The sequence below is a fragment of the Pseudomonas sp. JS425 genome (genome assembly GCF_018223845.1).
GTDB lineage: Bacteria > Pseudomonadota > Gammaproteobacteria > Pseudomonadales > Pseudomonadaceae > Aquipseudomonas > Aquipseudomonas asiatica.
Map to the genome: position 1 here is coordinate 5,075,339 of NZ_CP073661.1, position 24,915 is coordinate 5,100,253.

The 24,915-nt window shown below is 63.2% G+C and carries 24 protein-coding genes; 13 read left to right on the plus strand and 11 right to left on the minus strand.

All coding sequences use genetic code 11. From position 1 onward, the window contains the following. Positions 1–10: 10 nt before the first annotated feature. The 5 genes from KDB76_RS23380 to KDB76_RS23400 all read right to left on the minus strand — a co-directional run bounded on the left by KDB76_RS23380 (position 11) and on the right by KDB76_RS23400 (position 4,234). Positions 11–1,168: a phosphatidylserine/phosphatidylglycerophosphate/cardiolipin synthase family protein gene (locus tag KDB76_RS23380; RefSeq protein ID WP_013974064.1), complete on the minus strand. Its 1,158-nt coding sequence runs from the start codon at positions 1,166–1,168 to the stop codon at positions 11–13. Between the two features lies 1 nt (position 1,169). Further along, on the minus strand, positions 1,170–1,751 hold the full coding sequence (locus KDB76_RS23385) for a YceI family protein (protein ID WP_013974065.1): 582 nt from the start codon (positions 1,749–1,751) through the stop codon (positions 1,170–1,172). A gap of 44 nt (positions 1,752–1,795) precedes the next feature. Then, positions 1,796–2,092 carry a hypothetical protein gene (locus KDB76_RS23390; RefSeq protein WP_013974066.1) on the minus strand — a complete coding sequence of 99 codons (297 nt, stop codon included), beginning with the start codon at positions 2,090–2,092 and terminating at the stop codon, positions 1,796–1,798. Beyond that, positions 2,089–3,171, minus strand: a complete 1,083-nt coding sequence (locus tag KDB76_RS23395) for a serine hydrolase (protein ID WP_013974067.1) — start codon at positions 3,169–3,171, stop codon at positions 2,089–2,091. The genes KDB76_RS23390 and KDB76_RS23395 overlap by 4 nt, the downstream gene beginning before the upstream one ends. 175 nt (positions 3,172–3,346) lie before the next feature. Next, positions 3,347–4,234, minus strand: a complete 888-nt coding sequence (locus tag KDB76_RS23400; protein WP_013974068.1) for a hypothetical protein — start codon at positions 4,232–4,234, stop codon at positions 3,347–3,349. A gap of 160 nt (positions 4,235–4,394) precedes the next feature. Here KDB76_RS23400 and olsB point away from each other — a divergent pair, with 160 nt between their 5' ends. Both olsB and KDB76_RS23410 read left to right on the plus strand, forming a co-directional pair. Next, complete coding sequence (olsB, locus tag KDB76_RS23405) at positions 4,395–5,150, plus strand: L-ornithine N(alpha)-acyltransferase (RefSeq protein WP_013974069.1); 756 nt, start codon at positions 4,395–4,397, stop codon at positions 5,148–5,150. Continuing rightward, complete coding sequence (locus KDB76_RS23410; RefSeq protein WP_013974070.1) at positions 5,150–5,938, plus strand: lysophospholipid acyltransferase family protein; 789 nt, start codon at positions 5,150–5,152, stop codon at positions 5,936–5,938. Before olsB ends, KDB76_RS23410 begins: the two co-directional genes overlap by 1 nt. Positions 5,939–6,071: 133 nt before the next feature. Here the strand turns inward: KDB76_RS23410 and KDB76_RS23415 are convergent, their stop codons facing one another. Further along, a complete protein-coding gene (locus tag KDB76_RS23415) occupies positions 6,072–6,656 on the minus strand; it encodes an ACP phosphodiesterase (RefSeq protein ID WP_013974071.1) in 585 nt (194 codons plus the stop codon). Between the two features lie 150 nt (positions 6,657–6,806). On the opposite strand from KDB76_RS23415, the gene KDB76_RS23420 reads away from it, so the two are divergent. Further along, entirely contained in the window at positions 6,807–7,109 is a 303-nt protein-coding gene (locus tag KDB76_RS23420) for a helix-turn-helix transcriptional regulator (protein ID WP_003258229.1), read from the plus strand. Positions 7,110–7,126: 17 nt separating this feature from the next. Further along, positions 7,127–8,176, plus strand: a complete 1,050-nt coding sequence (locus KDB76_RS23425; protein WP_013974072.1) for an alkene reductase — start codon at positions 7,127–7,129, stop codon at positions 8,174–8,176. Positions 8,177–8,243: 67 nt separating this feature from the next. Here the strand turns inward: KDB76_RS23425 and KDB76_RS23430 are convergent, their stop codons facing one another. The 4 genes from KDB76_RS23430 to KDB76_RS23445 all read right to left on the minus strand — a co-directional run bounded on the left by KDB76_RS23430 (position 8,244) and on the right by KDB76_RS23445 (position 12,871). Next, positions 8,244–9,572 (minus strand): IS110 family transposase, encoded by a 1,329-nt coding sequence (locus KDB76_RS23430; RefSeq protein ID WP_038410380.1) that lies wholly within the window; start codon positions 9,570–9,572, stop codon positions 8,244–8,246. A gap of 410 nt (positions 9,573–9,982) precedes the next feature. After that, the gene (locus KDB76_RS23435; protein ID WP_013974073.1) at positions 9,983–10,852 is read right to left on the minus strand and encodes a hypothetical protein; all 870 of its coding nucleotides are present in this window, start codon (positions 10,850–10,852) and stop codon (positions 9,983–9,985) included. A gap of 87 nt (positions 10,853–10,939) precedes the next feature. Beyond that, positions 10,940–11,935 (minus strand): NAD(P)-dependent oxidoreductase, encoded by a 996-nt coding sequence (locus tag KDB76_RS23440; protein WP_013974074.1) that lies wholly within the window; start codon positions 11,933–11,935, stop codon positions 10,940–10,942. 45 nt (positions 11,936–11,980) lie between these two features. After that, the gene (locus tag KDB76_RS23445) at positions 11,981–12,871 is read right to left on the minus strand and encodes a LysR family transcriptional regulator ArgP (RefSeq protein ID WP_013974075.1); all 891 of its coding nucleotides are present in this window, start codon (positions 12,869–12,871) and stop codon (positions 11,981–11,983) included. A gap of 97 nt (positions 12,872–12,968) precedes the next feature. Between KDB76_RS23445 and KDB76_RS23450 the strand changes: the two genes are divergently transcribed. After that, complete coding sequence (locus KDB76_RS23450) at positions 12,969–13,568, plus strand: LysE/ArgO family amino acid transporter (protein WP_003258234.1); 600 nt, start codon at positions 12,969–12,971, stop codon at positions 13,566–13,568. A gap of 309 nt (positions 13,569–13,877) precedes the next feature. After that, positions 13,878–14,474, plus strand: a complete 597-nt coding sequence (locus tag KDB76_RS23455) for a Fe-Mn family superoxide dismutase (protein WP_013974076.1) — start codon at positions 13,878–13,880, stop codon at positions 14,472–14,474. 115 nt (positions 14,475–14,589) lie between these two features. On the opposite strand, the gene KDB76_RS23460 is transcribed toward KDB76_RS23455, so the two are convergent. Beyond that, entirely contained in the window at positions 14,590–15,339 is a 750-nt protein-coding gene (locus tag KDB76_RS23460) for a TIM barrel protein (RefSeq protein WP_013974077.1), read from the minus strand. Positions 15,340–15,432: 93 nt separating this feature from the next. Here KDB76_RS23460 and KDB76_RS23465 point away from each other — a divergent pair, with 93 nt between their 5' ends. The 7 genes from KDB76_RS23465 (at position 15,433) to KDB76_RS23490 (ending at position 24,915) form a co-directional block, all read left to right on the plus strand. Further along, the gene (locus KDB76_RS23465) at positions 15,433–16,335 is read left to right on the plus strand and encodes a GntR family transcriptional regulator (protein WP_038410120.1); all 903 of its coding nucleotides are present in this window, start codon (positions 15,433–15,435) and stop codon (positions 16,333–16,335) included. A 213-nt stretch (positions 16,336–16,548) separates the two neighbouring features. Continuing rightward, complete coding sequence (locus KDB76_RS29965; RefSeq protein WP_235208015.1) at positions 16,549–16,959, plus strand: glucose dehydrogenase; 411 nt, start codon at positions 16,549–16,551, stop codon at positions 16,957–16,959. Positions 16,960–17,062: 103 nt separating this feature from the next. Continuing rightward, positions 17,063–18,100 carry a hypothetical protein gene (locus KDB76_RS29970; RefSeq protein ID WP_230397017.1) on the plus strand — a complete coding sequence of 346 codons (1,038 nt, stop codon included), beginning with the start codon at positions 17,063–17,065 and terminating at the stop codon, positions 18,098–18,100. A gap of 437 nt (positions 18,101–18,537) precedes the next feature. Further along, positions 18,538–20,592 carry a GGDEF domain-containing phosphodiesterase gene (locus KDB76_RS23475; RefSeq protein WP_015271685.1) on the plus strand — a complete coding sequence of 685 codons (2,055 nt, stop codon included), beginning with the start codon at positions 18,538–18,540 and terminating at the stop codon, positions 20,590–20,592. Between the two features lie 156 nt (positions 20,593–20,748). Beyond that, positions 20,749–22,086: an imelysin family protein gene (locus KDB76_RS23480; RefSeq protein ID WP_038410121.1), complete on the plus strand. Its 1,338-nt coding sequence runs from the start codon at positions 20,749–20,751 to the stop codon at positions 22,084–22,086. Positions 22,087–22,402: 316 nt separating this feature from the next. Continuing rightward, the gene (locus KDB76_RS23485; RefSeq protein ID WP_038410122.1) at positions 22,403–23,830 is read left to right on the plus strand and encodes a di-heme oxidoredictase family protein; all 1,428 of its coding nucleotides are present in this window, start codon (positions 22,403–22,405) and stop codon (positions 23,828–23,830) included. A gap of 20 nt (positions 23,831–23,850) precedes the next feature. Then, a complete protein-coding gene (locus KDB76_RS23490) occupies positions 23,851–24,915 on the plus strand; it encodes an imelysin family protein (RefSeq protein ID WP_038410123.1) in 1,065 nt (354 codons plus the stop codon).

Sequence of the window (24,915 nt, forward strand, 5' to 3'; positions counted from 1 at the left end):
ATAGCTGGTCTCAGTCGCGACGGTCGAGCAAGTTGACCACCAACCGGTCCAGCCACCCCCACAACCGCTGCTTCACCCGGCGCCACAGCGGCCGGGCATTCCAGTGGCCCAGGTCGACCACCTCGCTCAAGGCGAAATCACGCTCGAAACTGGCCTGCACGGCAGCCGTCAGCGGCGGGTCGAGTGCCTCGATATTGGCCTCGAGGTTGAAGCGCAGGTTCCAGTGATCGAAGTTGCATGAGCCGATACTGACCCAGTCGTCGATCAGCACCATCTTCAGGTGCAGGAAACACGGCTGGTACTCATAGATGCGCACCCCGGCGCGCAGCAGACGCGGGTAATAGCGGTGCCCGGCGTAACGTACCGAGGGGTGATCGGTGCGCGGCCCGGTCAGCAGCAGCCGCACATCGACCCCCTTGCCGGCAGCCCGGCGCAGCGACCGGCGCACGCTCCAGGTCGGCAGGAAGTAAGGCGTGGCCAGCCACACTCGCTGCTTGCCGCTGTTGATCGCGCGCACCAGCGAATGCAGGATGTCCTGGTGCTGGCGGGCGTCGGCATAGGCCACCCGGCCCATGCCCTGCCCCTGTGCAGGCACCTTGGGCAGGCGCGGCAGGCCAAAGCCTTCGGCGGGGCGCCAGGCGGTGCGACGGTTGTTGGCGTGCCACTGGCGGTCGAACAGCAACTGCCAGTCGCTTACCACCGGCCCCTGCATCTGCACCATCACCTCGTGCCATTCACTGGTCGCCTCGCCCGGCGTCCAGAACTCGTCGGTGACGCCCGTGCCGCCCACCACTGCCCAGCGTTCGTCCACCAGCAGCAACTTGCGGTGATCGCGGTACAGGTTGCGCAAGCCACGCTTCCAGCGCAGGCGGTTGTACCAGCGCAGGTACACACCTGCGTCCAGCAGGCGCTGACGCAACTTGCTGTTGAAGGCCAGCGAGCCATAGTCGTCGAACAGGCAGCGCACCCGCACGCCACGTCGGGCAGCGTGCTCCAGCGCTTCAACCACCGCATCCGCGCAGTCACCGGCCTCGACCAGATACAGTTCCAGGTCGACCTGGAATTCGGCGCGCATGATCGCCAGGAGCATGCGCGGAAAAAACTCGGGGCCGTCGATCAGCAGTTCGAACTGGTTGCCATCCCGCCAGGGAAAGACCGGCCCCGGCATGTCAGCGGGCGGTGAAGATCAGCACCGCGCTAACCGGCACCGACGGGTTGATGGACTTGAGCCCGGCGAACTTGCGCAGGCGTTGCAGCCCCGGCAGCAGGCCGAAATCCTCGGCGCGCAGCACCAGGGGCTCCAGGGTCACCACCTGGAAGCGTCGCTCGTCCAGGCGGGTGGCCAGCAGCAGGGCGTTGTAGCTGTGGGACTGGCCATGCAGCGTCACGGTCAATGGCAGGCGCAGTTCGATCTGGGCACCGTTGGCCAGGTCGTTGATCGGCCGTAGGTCCAGTTGCGCCTGCACCTTGGCTTCGGCAAAGCGTTCGACCTCGAACAGGTCCTCGCGCATGCGTTCATCACGCAGCGGAATACCGCTGCTCACCGAGTCCATCTCGATGCTCAACCCGGCCACTCCCTTGCGGTCGACCGTGCCATGCAGCACCAGGAAGCGGTGCACTTCGGCGGTGTTACCGTTCTTGCCGGTAATGAACGAAAGGCGCGAAGACTCGCCATCGAGGTGCCAGTTGGCGTGGGCGGGCAGGCAAAAAGCCAGCAACAAGGCGGGCAGCAGGCGGGGCAGCTTGAACATGACAGATCTCGTGAAACCAGGCCGCCAACCTTACCCGCCCGCCTTCACGGCAGCAAGCGGCAGCCCTCGCGCGGGCCTTGCCAAGCAGCCTGATTGCGACGGCCCAGGCCTTCGGCGGTGACCTGCCGCTGTTGGCTGTCTTCCTCCAGCAGGCTCAGCGGCAGCCATTGCTTCACGTAGCCTTGGCAATACGCCGGCTCGAACCCCATGACGAAGCGGCACGAGCAATATTCCTTGGCCGAGTAGGCCGAAAGGATACCAGGGAAGTCCGCCAGGGCCTGGCGCTCATGCCAGGCCCAGTACACCACCCCCAGCAACACCACCAGCAGCACCCGCTTCATGCTCCCTCCCCAGCCAGCGCCGCGAGTATCCGCTTTAGCAGTTCATCGTGCTGGTAGCTGCCGTCGCGGTCATCGGCGTAACGCACGATCACCAGCTTTTGCGCGGGCAGCACGTACAGCGCCTGGCCCCAGTGGCCAAGGGCGGCATAGGTGTCTGCGGGAGCACTCGGCCAAGGCCGGGCAGCGCCGGGCAGCGGCTGGTTGAGCCACCAGTGGCCACCGGGGTTGGCCTCGCCGGGCAGCGCTTCGGCCTCAGCAAACGGCGTGCGGTTGAAGGTCACCCAGGGCTTGGGCAGCAATTGCCGATCCTGCCAACGCCCGTCGCGCTGCATCAGCAGGCCGATGCGCGCCAGGTCGCGAGCGCTGAGGTACAGGTAGGACGAACCCACATAGGTACCCGCGCGGTCCCGCTCCCATACCGCGCTGTCGATCCCCAACGGAATGAACAGCGCATGCCAGGGGTAGTCGTGGTACTGACCGGCATCGAGCATGCCGCGCAACGCGGCGGCCAGCAGGTTGCTGTCGCCACTGGAATAGAGAAACCGCTGGCCCGGGCTGGCCACCGCTTCCCGCGCCGCCGTGTAGGCCGCCATGTCCTCGCGGCCACGGGTATACAGCATGGCCACCACCGAGGACTTGAGCGGGGCGTATTCGTAGTCTTCCTGCCAGTCCAGGCCGCTGGCCCAATGCAGCAGATCGGCCATGCGCACGCCGGGATGGGCGTGCATGGCCGGGTAGAAACGGGTCACCGGGTCCTGCAGCTGGAAGCGGCCTTCGCCCTGGGCTACGCCCAATAGCGTGGCGAGTACGCTCTTGCTGATCGACCAGGTGAGGTGGGCGGTGGCGGCAGTGCTGGGGGCGGCGTAGCGTTCGTGGAGGATGCGGCCGTCGCGGATGATCAGCAGGGCGTCGGTGCGGATGCCGCTGCGTTCGGGGGTGGTGCGTGCGGGGAAGGCGTAGGCGTCGACGGCTTGCCAGTCGAGGGAGGCAGGGTCGTTGTGCCAGTCAGGGTCAGGCCAGACCTCAGCCTTGGCAGGGGCCATGGCCATGCAAAAAAGCAGCAGCAGACCTTTCAGCATCCCAGTAGAGGCTCGCGTTTTATGGGGCTGCCTTGCAGCCCTTCGCGGGCCCGCCCGCTCCCACAGGGATCGCACCATTCATGGGCTAAGCGATATACCTGTGGGAGCGGGCAAGCCCGCGAAGGGCCGCACAGCGGCCCCAGGATTCATCGGATCACACAAACCTATCAGCCATTCATGACAATCCCGCAGCAGCCCAAGCCTTGTTCAGCCGCTTCTCCCGCGCCGCCGCCGCCAGCGCCATCACCCCCTGGTCACGCTGCCAGATCTGCGCCCACTGCGCCGGCCCCGCCGCCAACGCGGCATCGATCTCCCCTCGCAGCGCCTGGAACTGTGCAAACAATCCTCCCAGCAACAAATGGCAACCAACGCTATCGGCGCACTGCCGGCTACCTTCGGCACACCCGGCCAGCAGCCCAAGCAGCTGCAGGCGCAGGGCCTGCGGCCAGGCGCACTCCTGCCCCACGCCATATAACCAGGCCGTCAACGCCGTAAGCACATACAAGTCCTCCAGCGAACGGAACGGCTTCACATAGGCATCCCAACCATCACCGGCCAACAACTCGCACGCCGCGTGCTCCAGCACCAGTCGCCCATGGCCTACTTCCGGCATCAGCGGCAGCGTCGGCAGCGCTTCCAGCGTCACGCCTGGCTCCCCGGGGTAGACCACCGCCAGGTTCAACTGCGGTGCCGCGCCCGTCGCCTCGCAGCGCGCCGCCACCAGCAGCCATTCCGCCTCCAGGCCGGCAGTGACGAAGTCCTTGCTACCGGTCAGCCGCAAGCCGTCCAGGCGCGTGCGCATGTCCGCCGGCCGCACGCTGCGCCGTTCGGTGGCGCACAGGGCGCCGAGGCTGGGTGGAGCACTGGGCCACAGCATGCGCAAGGCGGCCTGGTAGCCGACCAGGAAGGCCAGGCCGGGGGTGGCCATCGCGCGCCCGCCGAGCACCGCCAGTTCGAACGGGGCAACCGGGCCAAGGCGCTCGAGCAGCGCAGCATAGGTTTCGCCCAGAGTGCCCGCCAGCGCTTGGCGAAGCGGGTCGTTGAGTCGTTGCAACCAGGCCATCGGTCGGCTCCTTGCTGAAGGGCTTTCAGTTGTGGCTCAGGGGGTGTCACGCAAGCATCACCAAAGATTCACAGGGGTGACACCCCATCTACCTAGGCTGACTTTGCACAACAAAGCCGACCGGCCGCAACCCTTCATGGCTGGCTTATGGAGACTCGTAATGACTCGGATCGCTCACGCTGGCGACAACAGCACCGAACGCCGTCTGCAAGCCGAACGCCTGGTTGGCGCCACGGCCCTGCAGGAAGCCCAGGCCCTGCGCTACAAAGTGTTCAGCGCCGAATTCAAGGCCAAGCTCAAAGGAGCCGAGCAAGGCCTGGACATGGACGACTACGACGTGCACTGCCGCCACATTGGCGTACGCGACCTGAGCACCGGCGAGCTGGTTGCCACCACCCGCCTGCTCGACCATCAGGCCGCCAGCAGCCTGGGCCGCTTCTATAGCGAAGAAGAATTCAGCCTGCATGGCCTGTTGCAGCTGCAGGGCCCGATCCTGGAGCTGGGCCGAACCTGCGTAGCTCCCGACTACCGCAACGGCGGCACCATCGCCGTGCTCTGGGGCGAACTGGCCGAAGTGCTCAACGAAGGCCGCTACAGCTACCTGATGGGCTGCGCCAGCATCCCCATGCAGGATGGCGGGGTACAGGCCCATGCGGTGATGCAGCGCCTGCGTGACCGCTACCTGTGCACCGAGCACCTGCGCGCCGAGCCGAAGAACCCATTGCCCAACCTGGCACTGCCGAACAACGTCATCGCCGAGATGCCACCGCTGCTCAAGGCGTACATGCGCCTGGGCGCGAAGATCTGCGGCGAGCCGTGCTGGGACGAAGACTTTCAGGTGGCCGACGTGTTCATCCTGCTCAAACGCGACGAACTGTGCCCACGCTACGCCCGCCACTTCAAGGCAGCGGTCTGATGCCGAAGCTGCGGGTAATGGCCCGCCTGACTCGACTGCTGCTGGTACTGCTGCTGGGCATGCTGATGGCTAGCGTGATCGCCCTGGGCGAACGCCTGGGGTTCAAGACGCCCATCGAGCGCCGCCAGCGCTGGACCTGCCTTTTCATGAAGCGCCTGGTCGCGGCCCTGCCCTTCGATGTGCGGGTGATCGGAGAGCTGCCCCAACGGCCAATGCTGTGGGTCAGCAACCACGTGTCCTGGACCGATATCCCGTTGCTTGGCATGCTGCTGCCGCTGTCGTTCCTGTCCAAGGCCGAAGTGCGGCACTGGCCGGTGGCCGGCTGGCTGGCGGAAAAGGCCGGCACCTTGTTCATCCGCCGTGGCGGGGGCGACAGCCAGCGCCTGCGTGAGCAGATCGCCAGGCAACTGGGTCTTTCCCGGCCGCTACTGATCTTCCCGGAGGGCACCACCACCAGTGGCCGTACCCTGCGCACCTTCCATGGTCGCCTGCTGGCAGGTGCCATCGACCGTGGCGTGGCGGTGCAGCCGGTCGCCATCCAGTACCTGCGCGATGGCCAGATCGACCCGATTGCACCGTTTATTGGTGACGATGACCTGGTGTCGCACCTGATGCGCCTGTTTGCCCTGCCGCGGGGCGAGGTATGCATTCACCTGCTGCAGCCGATCGGCAGCGTGGGCAAGGAGCGAGCGGTGCTGGCGTTGCAGGCGCAGCAGGCGATTCACCTGGCGTTGTTCGGGGTTGAAGAGGTTGAGCTGGCGCCACGGCGGCAGGCGCGGGCTGCCTGAGTTTTATGCACTGCCTGTTCTGGCCCTTTCGCGGGTGAACCCGCTCCCACAGGGATGGCGCTCATCCTGAGTTCTGTGGTGTACCTGTGGGAGCGGGTTTACCCGCGAAGAGGCCGGCAATGCCAACCCAGCACTAACTGTCAGACATCCGCCCCGCTGCAGCAAACGCCTGCAACTGTGGATAAAACTCCCTGAAGTCCGCCAGCAATGGCTCATACAGCCGCTCCAGCTCCCCCATCACCCCAACCATGCCCTCCGGCCGCGATAGGCGCCGGGCAATGCCGTTGAACACCTGCTCCAGCGTGGCAAAGTCGCCATACGCACCCAGCCAGTCATCCGCCGCCATGAACGGCGCTATCCGCGCCAGCCGCCCCGGCAACTCGGGCTCCGCAAGCAATACCCGATAAAAATCCCCGGTGAACTGCTCCAGCGGCTGCTCGGCATAATCCTGCCAATGCCGGGCCAGGCAATGGTCGAAAAACACATCCAGAACGATGCCGGCAAAGCGCCGCCGCTCCCGCGGAAAGCGCGCCAGTGCCGCCAGCACCAACGGGTGCTGGTCGGTATAGCTATCGATATGCCGGTGCAACCGGATGGCCGCCTCCAGCGCTGGCGGGAAGCGCCCTTCCAGCGAGCCTTTGACGAAGTCGCCATACAGGCTGCCAAGCAGTTGTTGCGGCGCCGGGCCGCCAAGGTGCAGGTGTGCGAGGTAGTTCATGAGCGCAGTCTAGCACCGCCGGCCCATATATCGTTATAACGCGATATAGCGATTCGTGCTCAGCTCAGAACCTCTTCATATTTGTATATCGGGAAACCACGATTTACATTTCGTCCTATCGCGATATACCGCTACAACGAGCCTCAACCCATGCCTCTCGATCTCGACGAAATCATAAAAGCGCTGGCCCACCCGGTCAGGCGAGAAATCCTCAGCTGGCTGAAGGACCCGGCTACGCAATTCCCCGACCAGTACCACAGCACCGAGAACGGTGTGTGTGCCGGGCAGATCGACCAACGCTGCGGCCTGTCGCAGTCGACCGTCTCCGCCCACCTGGCCACCTTGCAGCGCGCCGGGCTGATCAGCAGCCAGAAGATCGGCCAATGGCATTTCTTCAAACGCAACGAAGCCACCATCCAGGCGTTTCTCGAACAACTGCGCCAAGCACTCTGAACAGGCAGGTAACCGTCATGACCACGCTTTTCGATCCGATCACCCTGGGCGACCTGCAACTGCCCAACCGCATCATCATGGCCCCGCTCACCCGCTGCCGGGCCGACGAAGGCCGCGTGCCCAACGCGCTGATGGCCGAGTATTACGTGCAGCGCGCCAGCGCCGGGCTGATCCTCAGCGAGGCGACCTCGGTCAGCGCCATGGGCGTCGGCTACCCGGATACCCCCGGTATCTGGAACGACGAACAGGTGCGTGGCTGGAACAACGTGACCAAGGCCGTGCATGCCGCCGGCGGGCGCATCTTCCTGCAGCTGTGGCATGTTGGCCGCATCTCCCACCCCAGCTACCTGAACGGCGAGCTGCCGGTGGCCCCCAGCGCGATCCAGCCCAAGGGCCATGTAAGCCTGGTGCGCCCGCTCAGTGACTACCCCACCCCACGTGCGCTGGAAACCGAAGAAATCATCGACATCGTCGAGGCCTACCGCAGCGGTGCCGAGAATGCCAAGGCTGCCGGTTTCGATGGTGTGGAAATCCACGGCGCCAACGGCTACCTGCTCGACCAGTTCCTGCAGAGCAGCACCAACCAGCGCACCGACCGCTACGGTGGTTCGCTGGAAAACCGTGCACGGCTGCTGCTGGAAGTGACCGATGCGGCCATCGAGGTATGGGGCGCAAACCGCGTGGGCGTGCACCTGGCGCCGCGGGCCGATGCCCATGACATGGGCGATGCCGACCGTGCCGAAACATTTACCTACGTGGCCCGTGAGCTGGGCAAGCGTGGTATTGCCTTCATCTGCTCGCGGGAAAAGGAAGCCGATGACAGTATCGGCCCGCTGATCAAGGAAGCGTTCGGGGGCCCGTACATCGTCAATGAGCGCTTTGACAAGGCCAGTGCCAATGCAGCCCTGGCCAATGGCAAGGCCGACGCCGTGGCGTTTGGCGTGCCGTTCATCGCCAACCCTGATCTGCCGGCGCGGCTGGCGGCGGATGCGCCGTTGAACGAGGCGCGGCCGGAGACTTTCTATGGCAAGGGGCCGGTGGGGTACATCGACTATCCGCGGTTGTGATTCAAGGCCATTCGCGGGCACGCCCGCTCTCATCAAACAAAATGCAACCCGCTGTTTTTTAAGCACCTTAGGCTGCCACCAATTGATATCCCAGCTTTCGGGCTTTGCGAAGCAAAGCCCGAAGCTGTCGGTCTTGGCTTTTGGCTTCGAATGCTTCGAGCCCCTGTTCAACATAAGTCTGTTTTTTTGTCAGCAGTGTGTAGACCAGTCGAGCCAGTTGGTGTGCAGTGGCTTTGATGGCGCAACTGGTGTCCATGCGAGTCAATCTGGCTCGATGCGATGCCCCGATGAAACCCTTGTCGTTGCGTGCATTTGAAGCGGCCTGCTTGAGCGCCTGTGCCGCTCGGTTAATGACCTTAGGACCGCCCCCTGATAGCTGGCGGCCGCCTGAGATACGAGTCGGCGGGGCCAACCCTAGCCAGGAGCAAAAGTGCTGGGATGATGGAAATCGTGAGAGATCAGAGCCGATCTCTCCCGCCAGCACCAGGGCGGTGTCCACGCCAATTGTTGGAATAGCGGTCAAATCGACCCCTAGCACCTGCCAGAGGGCTTGGTGTAGCGCTGCCTGTTGAGCGCTCGTCCGGTGTGGGCTTCGCAGCGCTTTCCTGGGTGGTTGTGGTTCATGCTCTAGTACGGGTAGTTGTTCCAATGCCTTTCCGATGACGGCATCGCATTCAGCGATCTGTTGCTCAAGAAAGTCATAGGCTGCGAGCTCCTGCGCCAATGCATGCAGGTGCTCTCGTCGCCAATTGCCATGCAGGCTACGCGCAATGGTGTCTTTACCTGCCTTGATGCGGCCATCGGTCAGCTCAGCCAATCGAACAGGATCTCGCTCACCCGCGATGATTGCTCGCAAAATTCTCATGCCCGTCACGCCTGAAATATCACTGATGACATTGGCCAACTGGATGTTCATTTGGCTCAGTGCCTTCTGTATCCGGTTCAAGGTTTGAGCCTGGTCTTTCACTTTGAAAGCCCGTTGCCTGACCAGTGAGCGAACGCAGCATGTTGGGTCGCTTGGGCGAAAAGCGCCTCGCAAGAGACCATGAGTCATCAGTTGCCAGATCCATTGGCAATCCAGCACGTCAGACTTGCGTCCAGTTATTTGCCGGGTAGCTCGGGCATTAACAAGATAGACCTCGAATCCCCGTTCGCTGAGGATTTCGTAAATCGGAATCCAGTAAACGCCTGTGGACTCCATGGCTACGACCTTGATGGCCAAGCTATCGAGCCAATCGGCCAGCTTGTACAAGTCGTCGGTAAAGGACGTGAATGACTGAACGGCGTTCTCGTACTGGGGATCAACCGCGACAAAGTGTTCTCGACTACCTACATCAATCGCAGCGCAGTCGGGATGAACGATGGTGAAGCGTTGCTTGGAAGGCTTGCGCGCCATGGTGAATACTCGCAGGATAAAGGGCGCGCGGGGCACACGGTGGCGAAAGGGTTCACTCTCTCATACGTGGTCACAGCTGATTCAGCTGATGCCTACAGGGACTTCACGCCGATACCGTGCGGATCACTCTCCCACGCGGGTGTGCTGACACACACCAGTGCTGGCTACGATCTCTGTCCCGCGCGCTCAAACCCTAACAAAGCGAAAGGCGGCTGGCCCTAATAGGCCAGCCGCCTTTTCTTTTTCAAAATGTCAGCGCTGCCACAGATCTGAAGTCATGCGCCTCATGTTTGCTGCGCGACAGCGCAGCCCGGAAGGGCTGGGTGATCTCCCACAAGTACAGCGACAAGCTTGAAGATTGTGCTGACCCTGTGGGAGCGGGCGTGCCCGCGAAGAAGGCTCAGGTGACCTCAGGGCCGGGCATTGATCTGCTGCTGCAGGTTCTGGATCTGGCTCTGCAAGGTATTCAGGTTGCGTGTCGTCTGCGCCCGGAAGGCGTCGAATTCCTGCACCGAAGCACCACTGGACGCCGCCGCGGCCGGGCGGTTGTCGATCTGGCTCTTGAGCACCAGGATGTCCTGCTCCAGGTCCTGGATGGCCGCGCTCGGGTTACCCTGCTTCTTCAGCGCAGCAACCTCGCTGCCCAGGCTCTTGAGCTGCGCATCCAGCTTGGCGCCATCCACCTGTGCGGCCTTCAGCGCAGCAACCTGTTCGTTCAGGCCCTTGAACTGGGTATCCAGCTTGCCACCATCGACCTGGCCCGAGCGCAACGCGGCCAGCTCGCCATTCACCGCCTTCAACTGCGCCTGCAACTGGGTTTGCAGTTGGGTCACGACCTTCTGCTGTTCACGGGTATCAGCCAGTACCTGCTCCAGGCGCTTGCCCAGGTCGCCGGTCTGCCCGGCCACACCCTTCTGCAACTGGCGCAACTGCAGCTTCAACTCCTCGCTGTTGGTAGTCGCGCCGGATTCGCTGGCAGCCACCTTGCCGCTGATCGCTTGCAGGCGCCCGGCAGCCTCTTCGCTGATGCGAGCGAAGCTTTCCTGGGTCGCCACCAGTTGCTGCTCCATCAACGAGATCTGCTGGAAGCTCCACCAGCCAAGGCCCGCCAAGGCGATGAACGAGGCCCCGAGCAATGCCCACAGCGGCGCCGTGCTGGCACCGCGAGCGGCCTTCTGGCGGCTGCGCACCACGTGCGCCGGCATCAGTTCGTCATCGTCATGGGTGCCCGCCCGCAGGCTAGGCACGTCATCGTAGTCATCGTGAGCATGGTTACGCATGGATACATTCAACCGCGGTAGTCGCAAAGAGGCACGAGTATAAACCGCCAGCGCGGCGCGTTGATGACCATTGTCGGCCGGCCGGCTTTACTGCCCCGGCGGCTGGTGCTTCCACCAGGCACAGAATTCATCCAATGCCGTCCACAGGCTGACCTTGGGCTGGTAGTCCAGGTACTGTCGGGCGCGGCTGATATCCAGGGTGAAATCGCGGCTCATCACCTGCATCCCCAGGCGCGACAGGGTCGGTTGCGGGCGTCCCGGCCACAACATGCAGGCCGCCTCGTTCAGCGCGGCCAGGCTGTAGGCCAGGCCGTAGGAACGGTAACGGGTAACCTGCGGCAGCTGCATCTGGCGCATCACGTAGTTGACCACGTCCCACAGCGGCAGCGGCTGGCCGTTGCTGATGTTATAGGCTTGGCCCAGCGCCCGGTCATCGGCGAACAGAGCACTGAGCAGCGCTTCGTTAAGATTGTGCACGCTGGTGAAATCGACTTTGTTCAGGCCGTTGCCGATGATCGCCACGCGCCCCTTGCGCTGCATCTGCATCAGCCGCGGGAAGATACTGGCATCGCCAGCGCCGGTGACGAAGCGTGGGCGCAGCGCCAGCACCTCGAGGCCGAATTCCTGGGCACCGAACACTTTCTGCTCGGCCATGTACTTGGTCTGCCCGTAGTGGTCGTGGAAGCGGCGCGGCACCTGGTCTTCACGGATTTCCAGGCGCGAGCGGCCATTGAAGTAGATCGACGGCGACGACAGGTGTACCAGCCGCCGTACGTGCTCCTTCAAGCAGCCCTCGACCACGTTTTCGGTGACCACCACATTGCCTTGATAGAAGTCCTGGTAGCGCCCCCAGTTGCCCACTGCGCCGGCGCAGTGCACTACCGCCTCGACGCCCTGGCACAGGCGGCGGGCCAGCTCGGCATCCCCCAGGTCGCCGGGGATGAACTGGGCGCCGCGCTTGACCAGGTGCTCGACCCCTTCGGCTCGACGGCCGCTGACCCGCACGTCCAGGCCCTGCTCCAGGGCAAAGCGTGCAAAGCGCCCGCCAATGAAGCCACTCGCGCCGGTGACCAGAATTCGCATGTAAGACTCCGTCTAGATTTCAGATGCAACTGACGCCAGCCGTGGCTACAAGGGCACCAGCCATTGCCTTGCGGTGTGCCGCAGGTGGTCGGTCAGTTGCGCGAGCAGTTGCCCGCCATTGCGCCAATGATGCCAGTACAGCGGCACATCGATGGGGGTATCACTGCAGATTTCCACCAGCTGGCCGCTGGCCAGTTGCTCGCGGGCCTGCAGTTCGGGCACCAGGCCCCACCCCAGGCCGGCTTCGGTCATGCGCAGGAAGCCTTCGGACGACGGGCACAAGTGGTGCAGGAAGCCATCCTCGATGCCCAGCGATGCCAGGTAGCGGTGTTGCAGGAAGTCGTCCGGGCCGTAAACGATCGCCGGGGTACGGGCCAGGCGGCTGGCAGCGAAGCCCTGCGGAAAATGCCGCGCCATGAACCCGGGGCTGGCCAGCGCCCGGTAGCGCATGGCGCCCAGCGGCAGGCTGCGCGCGCCGGCCACCGGCCGCTCGCTGCCACACAGGCAGGCCGCAACTTCGCCCGCACGCATGCGTTTCAGACCCACTTCCTGGTCTTCCACCACCAGGTCGGTCAGCACATTCTGCTGCGCGCAGAAAGTGCCCACTGCCCCGGCCCACCAGGTGGCCAGGCTGTCGGCATTGAGAGCAATGCGCAGGCGCTCCGGCATGCCCTCCTCGTCCAGTGCCGGCACCTGGCGCTGCAGGTCGCGTTCGAGCAGGCGCACCTGCTGCACATGGTTGAGCAACTGGCGGCCGACTTCGGTCGGGCTTGGCGGTGTGGCACGCACCAGCACCGGCTGGCCGACCCGCGCCTCGAGCAGCTTGATGCGCTGGGAAATGGCCGACTGCGACAAGCCCAGCACCTGCGCCGCGCGTTCGAAACCACCCTGCTCGATCACGGCGGCGAGGGCGGCCAGCAGCTTGTAGTCGAACATCGTTTTTCCTAATGACGGATCAGCTCTATTTGTTTTTCTTATACAGCGGGGTTCATCACAATGGCCAGCATCTTTTAGACGCTTTGGAGAGCGCGCCATGTGGCAAAGCTATCTCAACGGCATGCTCGTGGCCTTCGGCCTGATCATGGCCATCGGTGCACAGAACGCTTTCGTCCTCGCCCAGAGCTTGCGCCGCGAGCATCATTTGCCGGTGGCGGCACTGTGCATCGTCTGTGACGCCATCCTGGTGGCGGCCGGAGTGTTCGGCCTGGCCACCGTGCTGGCGCACAACCCGACCTTGCTGGCGATCGCCCGCTGGGGCGGCGCGGTGTTTCTGATCTGGTACGGCGCCAAGGCGTTGCGCAGCGCCTGCTCCAGGCAGAGCCTGCAGCACCAGCAGGGCCAGGGTGCGCGCTCACGCCGCGCGGTGTTGCTCAGTGCACTGGCGGTGACCCTGCTGAACCCGCACGTGTACCTCGACACGGTGCTGCTGATCGGCTCGCTGGGCGCCCAGCAGGCTGCGCCTGGCGCCTACGTGGCCGGCGCTGCCAGTGCCTCGCTGCTGTGGTTCTCGACCCTGGCGATCGGTGCGGCCTGGCTGGCACCGTGGCTGGCCCGGCCGGCGACCTGGCGCATGCTCGACCTGATGGTGGCGGTGATGATGTTCGCGGTGGCGGCGCAGTTGATCTTCAACTGACATCAAGGGCCCTATCGCCGGCAAGCCAGCTCCCACAGAGATGTCACCAGGCCTGAGGGCGGTGATATCCCTGTGGGAGCTGGCTTGCCGGCGATGAGGCCCTTGCAGGCAACAGCTGACGCCACTGGTCGGCACAGCCCAACCGCTCTGGAACCTCTATTCCCTATCTTTGTTGCGTGGTTATGCGCCGGGCCCGGTGCTATGATCCAGCCCTTGCGTCGCAAAGAGTACAAACTCGTCGACGCACATCGGGCCGCCCGTGATCGGCCTTGCGCAAACCGCAAACAGACCTGAATCAGGAGATCCACCATGGCTTTTGAATTGCCGCCGCTGCCGTACGCCCACGATGCCCTGCAGCCGCACATCTCCAAGGAAACCCTGGAGTATCACCACGACAAACACCACAACACCTATGTCGTGAACCTGAACAACCTGGTCCCAGGCACCGAATTCGAAGGCAAGACCCTGGAAGAGATCGTCAAGAGCTCTTCGGGCGGCATCTTCAACAACGCCGCTCAAGTCTGGAACCACACCTTCTACTGGAACTGCCTGGCACCAAACGCCGGTGGCCAGCCGACCGGTGCCCTGGCTGACGCCATCAACGCCGCTTTCGGTTCCTTCGACAAGTTCAAGGAAGAGTTCACCAAGACTTCGGTTGGCACCTTCGGTTCCGGCTGGGGCTGGCTGGTGAAGAAGGCTGACGGTTCCCTGGCCCTGGCCAGCACCATCGGCGCCGGCTGCCCGCTGACCAGCGGCGACACCCCGCTGCTGACCTGCGACGTCTGGGAACACGCCTACTACATCGACTACCGCAACCTGCGTCCGAAGTACGTCGAGGCGTTCTGGAACCTGGTCAACTGGGCCTTCGTCGCCGAACAGTTCGAAGGCAAGACCTTCAAGGCCTGAGTCATCCAGCCTTGAGACACAACCCCGGCGCCACGCCGGGGCTCTTCGAAAATCCGATGCCAGTCCCCTGGTATCGGATTTTTCGGGGCATGCGAGGGGCCAGAACGCCCTGTTTTCAGGAAGCGTACCGATCAAGCCAGCCAAGGCTATCTACGGTGGCACCCGTAGGCCGATACTCACATCCAACCCACCCCGCATACCCGCGCTGCTCCAGCGCCGCCAACAACCCCGCAACATCCATCTGTCCCGTTCCCGGCTGATGCCGCCCCGGACAGTCGGCCACCTGCACATGCACCGTCCGTTCAAAGAACTGCGCCAACACATCGGCAGCATTTCCAGTCAGCAACTGTGCATGATAAAGATCAAGGATCAGCCCAATACCGGGATGCGCCTCCAGTACCTGCTGCGCCTTGCCGAAATCGGACATGTAATACCCCGGCATTGCCTGCGTGCAGATCACCTCGATCAATGGCCGCAGCCCCTGGTCCTCAAAATACTTCACGGCATAGTCCAGGTTGCTCGCATACACCTTGTCGGCGCCATCCTCGTGGGTTACCCCAGACATCAGGTGCACATCCGCACACGCCAGTGCGCGGGCATAGCTGACGGCCTGGCTTAACCCGTCACGGAATTCGAGCTCCTTGCCCGCCACAGCAGCAATGCCCTTGGAAACGCCGGCCGGCGCGGCAAACTGGACCAATGGCAACGCATATTGCGCCAGTTGATCAGCCAACAAACTCGCGTCGAATTCATAGGGTGACGGGAATTCCACCGCGCGAAATCCGGCGGCGGCAGCGGCTTCGATACGCTGCAGAAAAGGCAGTTCAGTGAACTGGAAGCCGAGATGAGCATTGAATTTGAGCATACGTATAGATCCATCCGTGTGTGGTATTTTCCTGTCCCCAGTCCGACCCGAATCTGCTGGATCGACTGAAGTTAACCATTCGGAATACAGCCTGTGATAAAGAAAGATCTCGCCCTGCAGTTGGCCCCTCGCGTCATCGAGATGATCCGCGCCCGGTCGATGAAGGCCGGCGAGCCATTGCGCGAGCAGACCTTCGCCCAAGCCTTCGATGTCTCCCGCTCCCCCATTCGCAGGGTATTTGCCCTGCTCGCCGAGTGGAACATCGCGGTGCAGGAGCCCAATCGCGGCTACTTTCTGAAACAGGACGCCGGGCAGATCCAGGAAACCACTGTACCGCCCACCTGCGACCCATTCGAAGACTTCTACCTGCGCGTGGTGGACGACATCCTCAGCGGGGAAATCCCTGCCGAATTCTTTGAGGCCCAATTACTGCGACGCTACTCCGTGCCCCGCGGGCAAATGCTCAAGGTCCTCAACCGGCTGGCAAGCGAAGCCATGGTCGAGCGCAAGCCCGGGCAAGGCTGGAGCCTTAACGAATTCGTACACAACGCCCAGACCCACATCCAGAGCTACCGCTTCCGCATGGCCATCGAGCCGGCCGCACTGCGCGAACCAGGCTACAAGGTCAACCAGGCCGCATTTGCCAAAGCCCGGGAGCAACAGCAGGCCATGCTCGACGGCGAAATTCACCAGCTCTCACGTGCCCAACTGTTCGAAATTGGCGCCCAGTTTCACGAAATGATCGTGCAGTGCTCGGGCAATCTCTTCTTCATAGATGCCATACGTCGGCAAAACCAGCTCAGACGCTTCATGAGCTACAAAGCCAACGTCGACCGCAGTCCCCTGATGACGCAATGCCTGGAGCACCTGCACCTGCTCGACTTGATCGAGTCCGGTCGGCGTGAAGAAGCCGCTCAGTTTCTCTGGAAACATCTGGACGAAGTCGGCCGGCTCAAGACCCGTCAGGATGCCTTGCTGGAAAGCCAGCAGGCGTAAACCCCTTCCCCCGCCTACCTTTCATTACCCGCGCGTTCAGATCAGGGAAGGCAGCTTAGACATTGCCTTCTTTTAACGCAAGATACAAAACAACCCTGAGATCCAGCGCCAGGATTGAATTTCGCGCCACTTATTGTATTTCATTGCAAGAATAAGCAATTATGCGCGCCGCTCGGACGCACTGTGGCACCGAATCACACAGGGATGATTGCAATGAAACAAGGAACGTTGGCTAACGGGACGGGGGTCTCCAGCCTGCTGTTCGGGGTGTACACGATTCTGCTGGCCCTGCTTGGCCTGACGCTGGCCTGTCAGGGAAGCACGCTGGTCAGTGCCGGCGGCTCGCCTTACTACGCAATGATGGGTACCGCATTGCTGCTGTCAGCCGCACTCATGGGCCTGAAGAAGTCGCTCGGCATCTATCTCTACGGTGCAGCATCCCTGGCCACCTACGGCTGGGCAATCTGGGAATCCGGCTACAACGGCTGGGCCTATATCCCACGTCTGGCATGGCTGGTACTTCTCAGTGTGATCTTTCTGGCCTTCTGGCCTCTTGTCCGGCGGACTTTGCCAAAGTCAACAAGGCACTGTATTTCAGCATCATGGGGGGGATGCCGCTGCTGATGGCGGCCACCATCCTGACACCGCTGTTCTTCCCCAACACCGTTCACCTGGCCGACTCGCCCGCTATCACCGCGCATACACAGCAACCCTTCAGCCGCAGTAGGTGACCTCACCGGACGCCAATGTCGCCGCGTCCCACGACAAGACCAACTGGACCGCCTATGCCGGCTCCAACCTCGGCAACCACTATTCCGCTGCGGCGCAGATTACCCCAAGCAACGTTTCCGGCCTGGTCAAGGCCTGGGAGTATCATCATGGCGATGTGAAACAGCCTGGCGAAAAAACCAAGTATCTGAACGAGGCCACGCCAATCAAGGTTGGCGACTCGCTGTATACCTGCACGCCCAAGCAAATCATCATTTCGTTGAGCGCCACTACCGGCAAAGAGAACTGGCGCTACGACTCGAAAGTCGACCCGGACTATTTCGCCAACGGTGGTGCCTATTGCCGTGGTGTCTCGTACTACGAAGTATCCAATGCCAGTGGCCTATGCGCCAAACGCATCATCTGGGGCACCAACGACATCCGCCTGGGTGCAGTTGATGCGCTCACCGGGCAGGCCTGCCCAGATTTCGGCACGGCAGGCTTTGCCGACCTCAAGGACGGCCTGGGCACGTTCCGCAAAGGCTCCACCGGCATCACTTCTGCACCACTGGTAATCCGCGGTGTGGTCATTACCGGTGGCCGCGTGCTTGATTCGGATGTGCGCCCAGCGCCATCAGGTGTGGTTCGCGCCTACGACGCAGTCAGCGGCAAACAGAAGTGGGCCTGGGACCTCGGTCGCCCCGACAGCACTGCGCCTGCCGACGCCGATGAAACCTATACGCTCAGCACGCCCAACTCATGGGCGCCGATTTCCGCCGACGACGAACTGGGGCTGGTCTACATCACCACCGGCAATGCTGCAGGCGACTTCTATGGCGGTACCCGTACCGAACAGGAAGACAAGTTCAGCTCTTCACTGGTGGCCCTGGATGCGCTCACCGGCAAGGTCAAATGGCATTTCCAGACCGTCCATCACGACCTCTGGGACTACATGAGCGAAGGGCGGCAGTACGTTGTTGCCGTGGTCGGCGGGCATGACCGGATTCCGACCAAGCTGGGTGACAGCATCATTGCCTGGGCGCTGCCGGAAAAATAGCGCGCCCGCTGCGTAAAGGCGCTGTTCGGCACTGAAAGCCAGGCGCTGACATACCCGCTATCAACCAATCATCGACAGCCGATGGCGCGCCGTGCGCCGTCGGGTGGTAGTTGCCGTTCATCGCAGGGACCCGTCCGCTTCTCCAGCGGCGTGCAAATCAGACCCGCCCCACAGGCGCTACTCCATTTGGAGGAATGTGCCATGCCTGAGGGGGCGGGCTTGCCCGCGAAGCGGTCGACACGGTTTTCATCCACGCCCCACCCGCAAAACGCTTGCTCAGCCCGCATACCACGCTAACATCAAACCTCTGGAAGATTGTCACGGCGCATTCAAGTTGCGGGGTCAGGCAACCGATACACTTCTGATGGTCGGCCGATAGTGTATCGTCATCGTTGATGGCAAAATGATGCCATGCGCATGGATTAAGGAAACCCCCATTGAAGCTGGAATTGCGGAACAGCTTGTCGGTCAAGTTGCTCAGGGTCGTGCTGCTGTCGGCGCTAGCGGTCGGTGTCGTGCTCAGCTGTGCGCAAATCGTCTACGACACCTACAAGACCCGCCAAGCCGTGAACAGCGATGCCCAACGCATCCTCGACATGTTCCGCGACCCCTCGACCCAGGCGGTATATAGCCTCGACCGCGAAATGGGCATGCAGGTGATTGAAGGCCTGTTCCAGGACGAATCGGTACGCATGGCCTCCATTGGCCACCCCAACGAAACCATGCTCGCAGAAAAGTCCCGCCCGCTGCAGGACATGTCCATGCGCTGGCTGACCGACCTGATCCTCGGCCAGGAACGTACCTACAGCACGCAACTGGTCGGCCGCGGCCCCTACAGCGAATATTACGGCGACCTGAGCATCACCCTCGACACCTCGTCCTACGGCGAAGATTTCCTGATCAACGCCGTGATCATCTTCATTTCCGGCGTGCTGCGGGCCCTGGCCATGGGCCTGGTGCTGTATCTGGTCTACCACTGGCTGCTGACCAAACCGCTGTCGAAGATCATCGAGCACCTCACCCAGATCAACCCCGACCGCCCAAGCCAGCACCAGCTGCCGCTGCTCAAGGGCCACGAGAAGAACGAGCTGGGCCTGTGGGTAAATACCGCCAACCAGCTGCTGGCCTCGATCGAGCGCAACACCCACCTGCGTCACGAGGCGGAAAACAGCCTGCAACGCATGGCCCAGTATGACTTCCTCACCGGCCTGCCCAACCGTCAGCAACTGCAGCAGCAACTGGACAAGATCCTCGTCGACGGTGGCCGCCTGCAACACCGCGTGGCGGTGCTATGCGTAGGCCTGGACGACTTCAAGGGCATCAACGAGCAGTTCAGCTACCAGGTCGGCGACCAGTTGCTGCTGGCCCTGGCCGACCGCCTGCGCGCCCACAGCGGCCGACTGGGCGCCCTGGCACGCCTGGGTGGTGACCAGTTCGCCCTGGTGCAGGCCAATATCGAGCAGCCCTACGAGGCCGCCGAACTGGCGCAGAGTATCCTCGACGACCTGGAAGTGCCGTTCGACCTCGACCACCACCAGCAGATCCGCCTGCGCGCCACCATCGGCATCACCCTGTTCCCGGAAGACGGCGACAGCACCGAGAAGCTGCTGCAGAAAGCCGAACAGACCATGACCTTGGCCAAGGCCCGTTCGCGCAACCGCTACCAGTTCTACATCGCCAGCGTCGACAGCGAGATGCGCCGCCGTCGCGAACTGGAAAAGGACCTGCGCGAAGCCCTGCCACGCAACCAGCTGTACCTGGTGTATCAGCCACAGATCAGCTACCGCGACCACCGCGTGGTCGGTGTCGAAGCACTGCTGCGCTGGCAACATCCGGAGCTGGGCATGGTGCCCCCGGACCAGTTCATCCCCCTGGCCGAACAGAACGGCAGCATCATCGGCATCGGCGAATGGGTGCTCGACCAGGCCTGCCGGCAATTGCGCGAATGGCACGACATGGGCTTCAGCGACCTGCGCATGGCGGTCAACCTGTCCACCGTGCAGCTGCACCACAACGAGCTGCCGCGGGTGGTCAACAACCTGCTGCAGGCTTACCGCCTGCCACCACGCAGCCTGGAGCTGGAAGTCACCGAGACCGGCCTGATGGAAGACATCAGCACCGCTGCCCAGCACCTGCTGAGCCTGCGCCGCTCCGGAGCACTGATTGCCATCGACGACTTCGGCACCGGCTACTCGTCGCTCAGCTACCTGAAATCGCTGCCTCTGGACAAGATCAAGATCGACAAGAGCTTCGTCCAGGACCTGCTGGACGACGATGACGACGCCACCATCGTCCGCGCCATCATCCAGCTGGGCAAGAGCCTGGGGATGCAGGTAATCGCCGAAGGCGTGGAAACCGCCGAACAGGAAACCTACATCGTCGCCCAGGGCTGCCACGAGGGCCAGGGCTACCACTACAGCAAGCCGCTGTCGGCCCGTGAGCTGACCAACTTCCTCAAGCAGGCACAGCGAAACCAGGTTTCGATGTTCTGAGCCGCCTGCCCGATTACAGCCCGTGACCGGCATTTACACGAATTGCATGCCCGCCCCTTTACAGCAAATGCAAATCTTTCGCATGATGTTGTCGTTTCGCGTGCCACGGCGCACCGTCCACCCCTTGGTCCAACCACACGACGCAGGAAACCAATAATGATTCGAATGCCTCTGGCCTCCGCCAGTCTGCTGGCCATTGCCATCGCTCTCGCCGGTTGCGGTGAAGGCAAGGACGACAAGGCCGCCGCGCCGCAAGCCCAGGCACCTGCTGCCGCCAGCACCACCGCTGCAGCGCCCGGGGCTGTCGACGAAGCCGCCGGCAAAGCCGTGGTCAAGCATTACGCCGAGCTGGTCTACGCCGTGTACAGCGACTCGCTGAGCACCGCCAAGACCCTGCAGACCGCAGTCGACGCGTTCCTGGCCAAGCCGAACGACGAAACTCTGAAAGCAGCCAGGGAAGCATGGGTCGCCTCGCGCGTACCGTACCTGCAGAGCGAAGTATTCCGCTTCGGCAACACCATCATCGACGACTGGGAAGGACAGGTGAACGCCTGGCCGCTGGACGAAGGCCTGATCGACTACGTCGACAAGAGCTATGAGCACGCCCTGGGCAACCCGGCGGCCAACGCCAACATCATCGCCAACACCGAGATCCAGGTGGGCGAAGAGAAGATCGACGTCAAGGACATCACCCCCGAGAAGCTGGCCAGCCTGAACGAACTGGGCGGCTCTGAAGCCAACGTCGCCACCGGCTATCACGCCATCGAGTTCCTGCTCTGGGGCCAGGACCTGAACGGCACCGGCCCGGGCGCGGGCAACCGTCCGGCGTCGGACTACCTGGAAGGCAAAGGCGCCACCGGTGGCCACAACGACCGCCGCCGTGCCTACCTGAAAGCGGTCACCGACCTGCTGGTCAAGGACCTCGAAGAGATGGTCGGCAACTGGGCCCAGAACGTTGCCGACAACTACCGCGCCAAGCTGGAAGCCGAGTCGGTCAACGACGGCCTGCGCAAGATGCTGTTCGGCATGGGCAGCCTGTCGCTGGGCGAACTGGCTGGCGAGCGCATGAAGGTTTCGCTGGAGGCCAACTCGCCGGAAGACGAGCACGACTGCTTCAGCGACAACACCCACTACTCGCACTTCTACGATGCCAAGGGCATCCGTAACGTCTATCTGGGCGAGTACACCCGCCCGGACGGCAGCAAGGTGACCGGCCCGAGCCTGTCGTCGCTGGTGGCCAAGGTAGACCCGGCTGCCGACGCCACCCTCAAGGCCGACCTGGAAGCCACCGAAGCCAAGATCCAGGTGATCGTCGACCACGCGCTCAAGGGCGAGCACTACGACCAGCTGATCGCTGCCGACAACGCAGCCGGCAACCAGATCGTGCGTGACGCCATCGCCTCCCTGGTCAAGCAGACCGGTGCGATCGAGCAGGCCGCGGGCAAGCTGGGCATTGCCAACCTGAACCCGGATACCGCGGATCACGAGTTCTGATCCTGCTGTAGCGGTTCTGAAAGAGGCGGCCTTCGGGTCGCCTTTTTCGTTCAGGCAACACACCCCCTTGTAGGAGCGGCCTTGTGTCGCGAAAGGGCCGCAAAGCGGCCCCCCCGGCATTGTTTGCATCGGTGCCGAAATCCTGGGGCTGCTTTGCAGCCCTTTCGCGACACAAGGCCGCTCCCACAAGAGACCGAGCATGCCGACATGGCCAACTGACACCGATTTCATCCAGCAATTGCAAATTGCTCTTATTCAAACTCACTCACCCTGCTAAGCTTGCACGCCGGTTTTTCGCTCACGCCCAGGATTTTCGATGTCCTTGTCGCTGTCCCGACTCTCCCCCCTGCTGCTGGCCTTAGCCCTTGCCGCCTGCGACGACGCCGCGCGTTTCACCCAGGCCGAGCCCGGCGAAGCGTTGTCGGGCGGCAAAGCCACCGTGCAGCGTACTGACCGCAATGCCTATTCCCTGCCCTCGGCCAACCTCTCGCCCGAGCGGCGCCTGGACTTCGCCGTAGGCAACAGCTTCTTCCGCAACCCCTGGGTGATCGCCCCATCCACTACCACCGCACGTGACGGCCTGGGGCCGCTGTTCAATACCAATGCCTGCCAGAACTGCCACGTGCGCGACGGCCGCGGCCACCCGCCAGAGCCGGGCGACAGCAACGCCGTATCGATGCTGGTACGCCTGTCGATCCCCGACCAGCCCTACCTGGCCAAGGTGGTCGAACGCCTCGGCGTGGTGCCGGAGCCGGTCTATGGCACCCAGCTGCAGGACATGGCCATCCCCGGCGTGACGCCGGAAGGCAAGGTGCGGGTGAGCTACACCAGCGAAACGGTGTCGTTCGAGGATGGCCACCAGGTCGAGCTGCGCAAGCCGGCCCTGCAGATCACCCAGCTCGGCTATGGCGTGATGCACCCCGACACGCGCTTTTCGGCGCGAGTGGCGCCGCCGATGATCGGCTTGGGCCTGCTCGAAGCCATCCCCGAAGCCGACCTGCTGGCCAACGAGGATCCCGACGACCGCAACCGCGACGGCATCCGCGGCCGGGCCAACCGGGTGTGGGATGACGCCCAGGGCAAAACCGTGGTCGGCCGCTTCGGCTGGAAGGCCGGGCAGCCCAACGTCAACCAGCAGAACGTGCATGCCTTTGCCGGCGACATGGGCCTGACCACCACCCTGCAGCCCAACGACGACTGTACCCCGGCGCAGGCCGACTGCCTGGCCGCGCCCAACGGCGACGGTGCCGATGGCGAGAAGGAAGTCAGCGATAATATCCTGCGCCTGGTCACTTTCTACACCCGCAACCTGGCCGTGCCGGCCCGCCGCGATGTTGGCTCGCCGCAGGTGCTGGCGGGCAAGAACCTGTTCTACCAGGCCGGCTGCCAGGGCTGCCATACACCGCAGTTCACCACAGCCGCCAATGCCGCCGAGCCGGAGCTGGCCAACCAGTTGATCCGCCCTTACAGCGACCTGCTGTTGCATGACATGGGCCCGGGCCTGGCCGACGAGCGCACCGAATTCGCCGCCAACGGCCAGGACTGGCGCACCCCGCCATTGTGGGGCATCGGCCTGAGCGAAACGGTCAGTGGCCACAGCCAGTTCCTGCACGACGGCCGCGCCCGCAACCTGCTCGAGGCCGTGCTCTGGCACGGTGGCGAAGCCGAGTCGGCACGCAATTTCGTACTCACTTTCAATGCCGAGCAGCGTGCCGCGTTGCTGGCTTTCCTGAACTCACTTTAAAAAGCGCAAAGGAGCCGGGCATGTTCCGACCCAAACTGTTGTTCACCAGCCTCGCCGCACTCGCCCTCGGCGCCTGCTCGCCGCAGGACCCGCAAGCAGTCACCTCCGCTGCCATCGCCAAGCAGGTGATCCTGCCCACCTACAGCCGCTGGGTCGAAGCCGACCGCACGCTGGCCGCCAGCGCCCTGGCCTACTGCGAAGGCAAGGAAACCCTGGACAAGGCCCGTGCCGACTTCCTCAACGCGCAAAAGGCCTGGGCCGAGCTGCAACCGCTGCTGGTCGGCCCGCTGGCCGAAGGCAACCGCGCCTGGCAAGTACAGTTCTGGCCCGACAAGAAGAACCTGGTCGGCCGCCAGGTCGAGCAGCTGGTCAACGCAGACCAGCCGGTCGATGCCGCGGCCTTGGGCAAGGCCAGCGTGGTGGTACGTGGCCTGTCGGCCTACGAGTACATCCTGTTCGACAGCAAGCCGGACATCGCCACTGCCGAGCAGAAAGCCCGCTACTGCCCGTTGCTGGTGGCCATCGGTGAACACCAGAAAACCCTGGCCGAAGAGATCCTCAAGGGCTGGAACAGCACCGACGGCATGCTCTCGCAGATGACCAAGTTCCCCAACCAGCGCTACGCCGACTCCCACGAGGCCATCGCCGACCTGCTGCGCGCCCAGGTCACCGCTCTGGACAGCCTGAAGAAAAAGCTCGGTGCGTCGATGGGCCGCCAGAGCAAGGGCATTCCACAGCCACTGCAGGCCGAAGCCTGGCGCAGCCACAGCTCGCTCAAGAGCCTGGAGGCCAGCCTCAAGGCCGCCGAAGCGGTCTGGGTCGGGGTCGACAACCAAGGCCTGCGCGGCTTGCTGTCCAGCGATCAGAAAGCCCTGGCAGACAAGATCGACGCCGCCTACGCTGCCTCGCTCAAGCTGCTGGCCGACAACCAGAAAACCTTGGGCGAGCTGCTGGCCGACGACGCTGGCCAGCAAACCCTGAACCAGATCTACGACAGCCTCAACGCCGTCCACCGCCTGCACGAAGGCGAGCTGGCCAAGGCGTTGAACATCCAGCTGGGCTTCAATGCCAACGACGGTGACTGA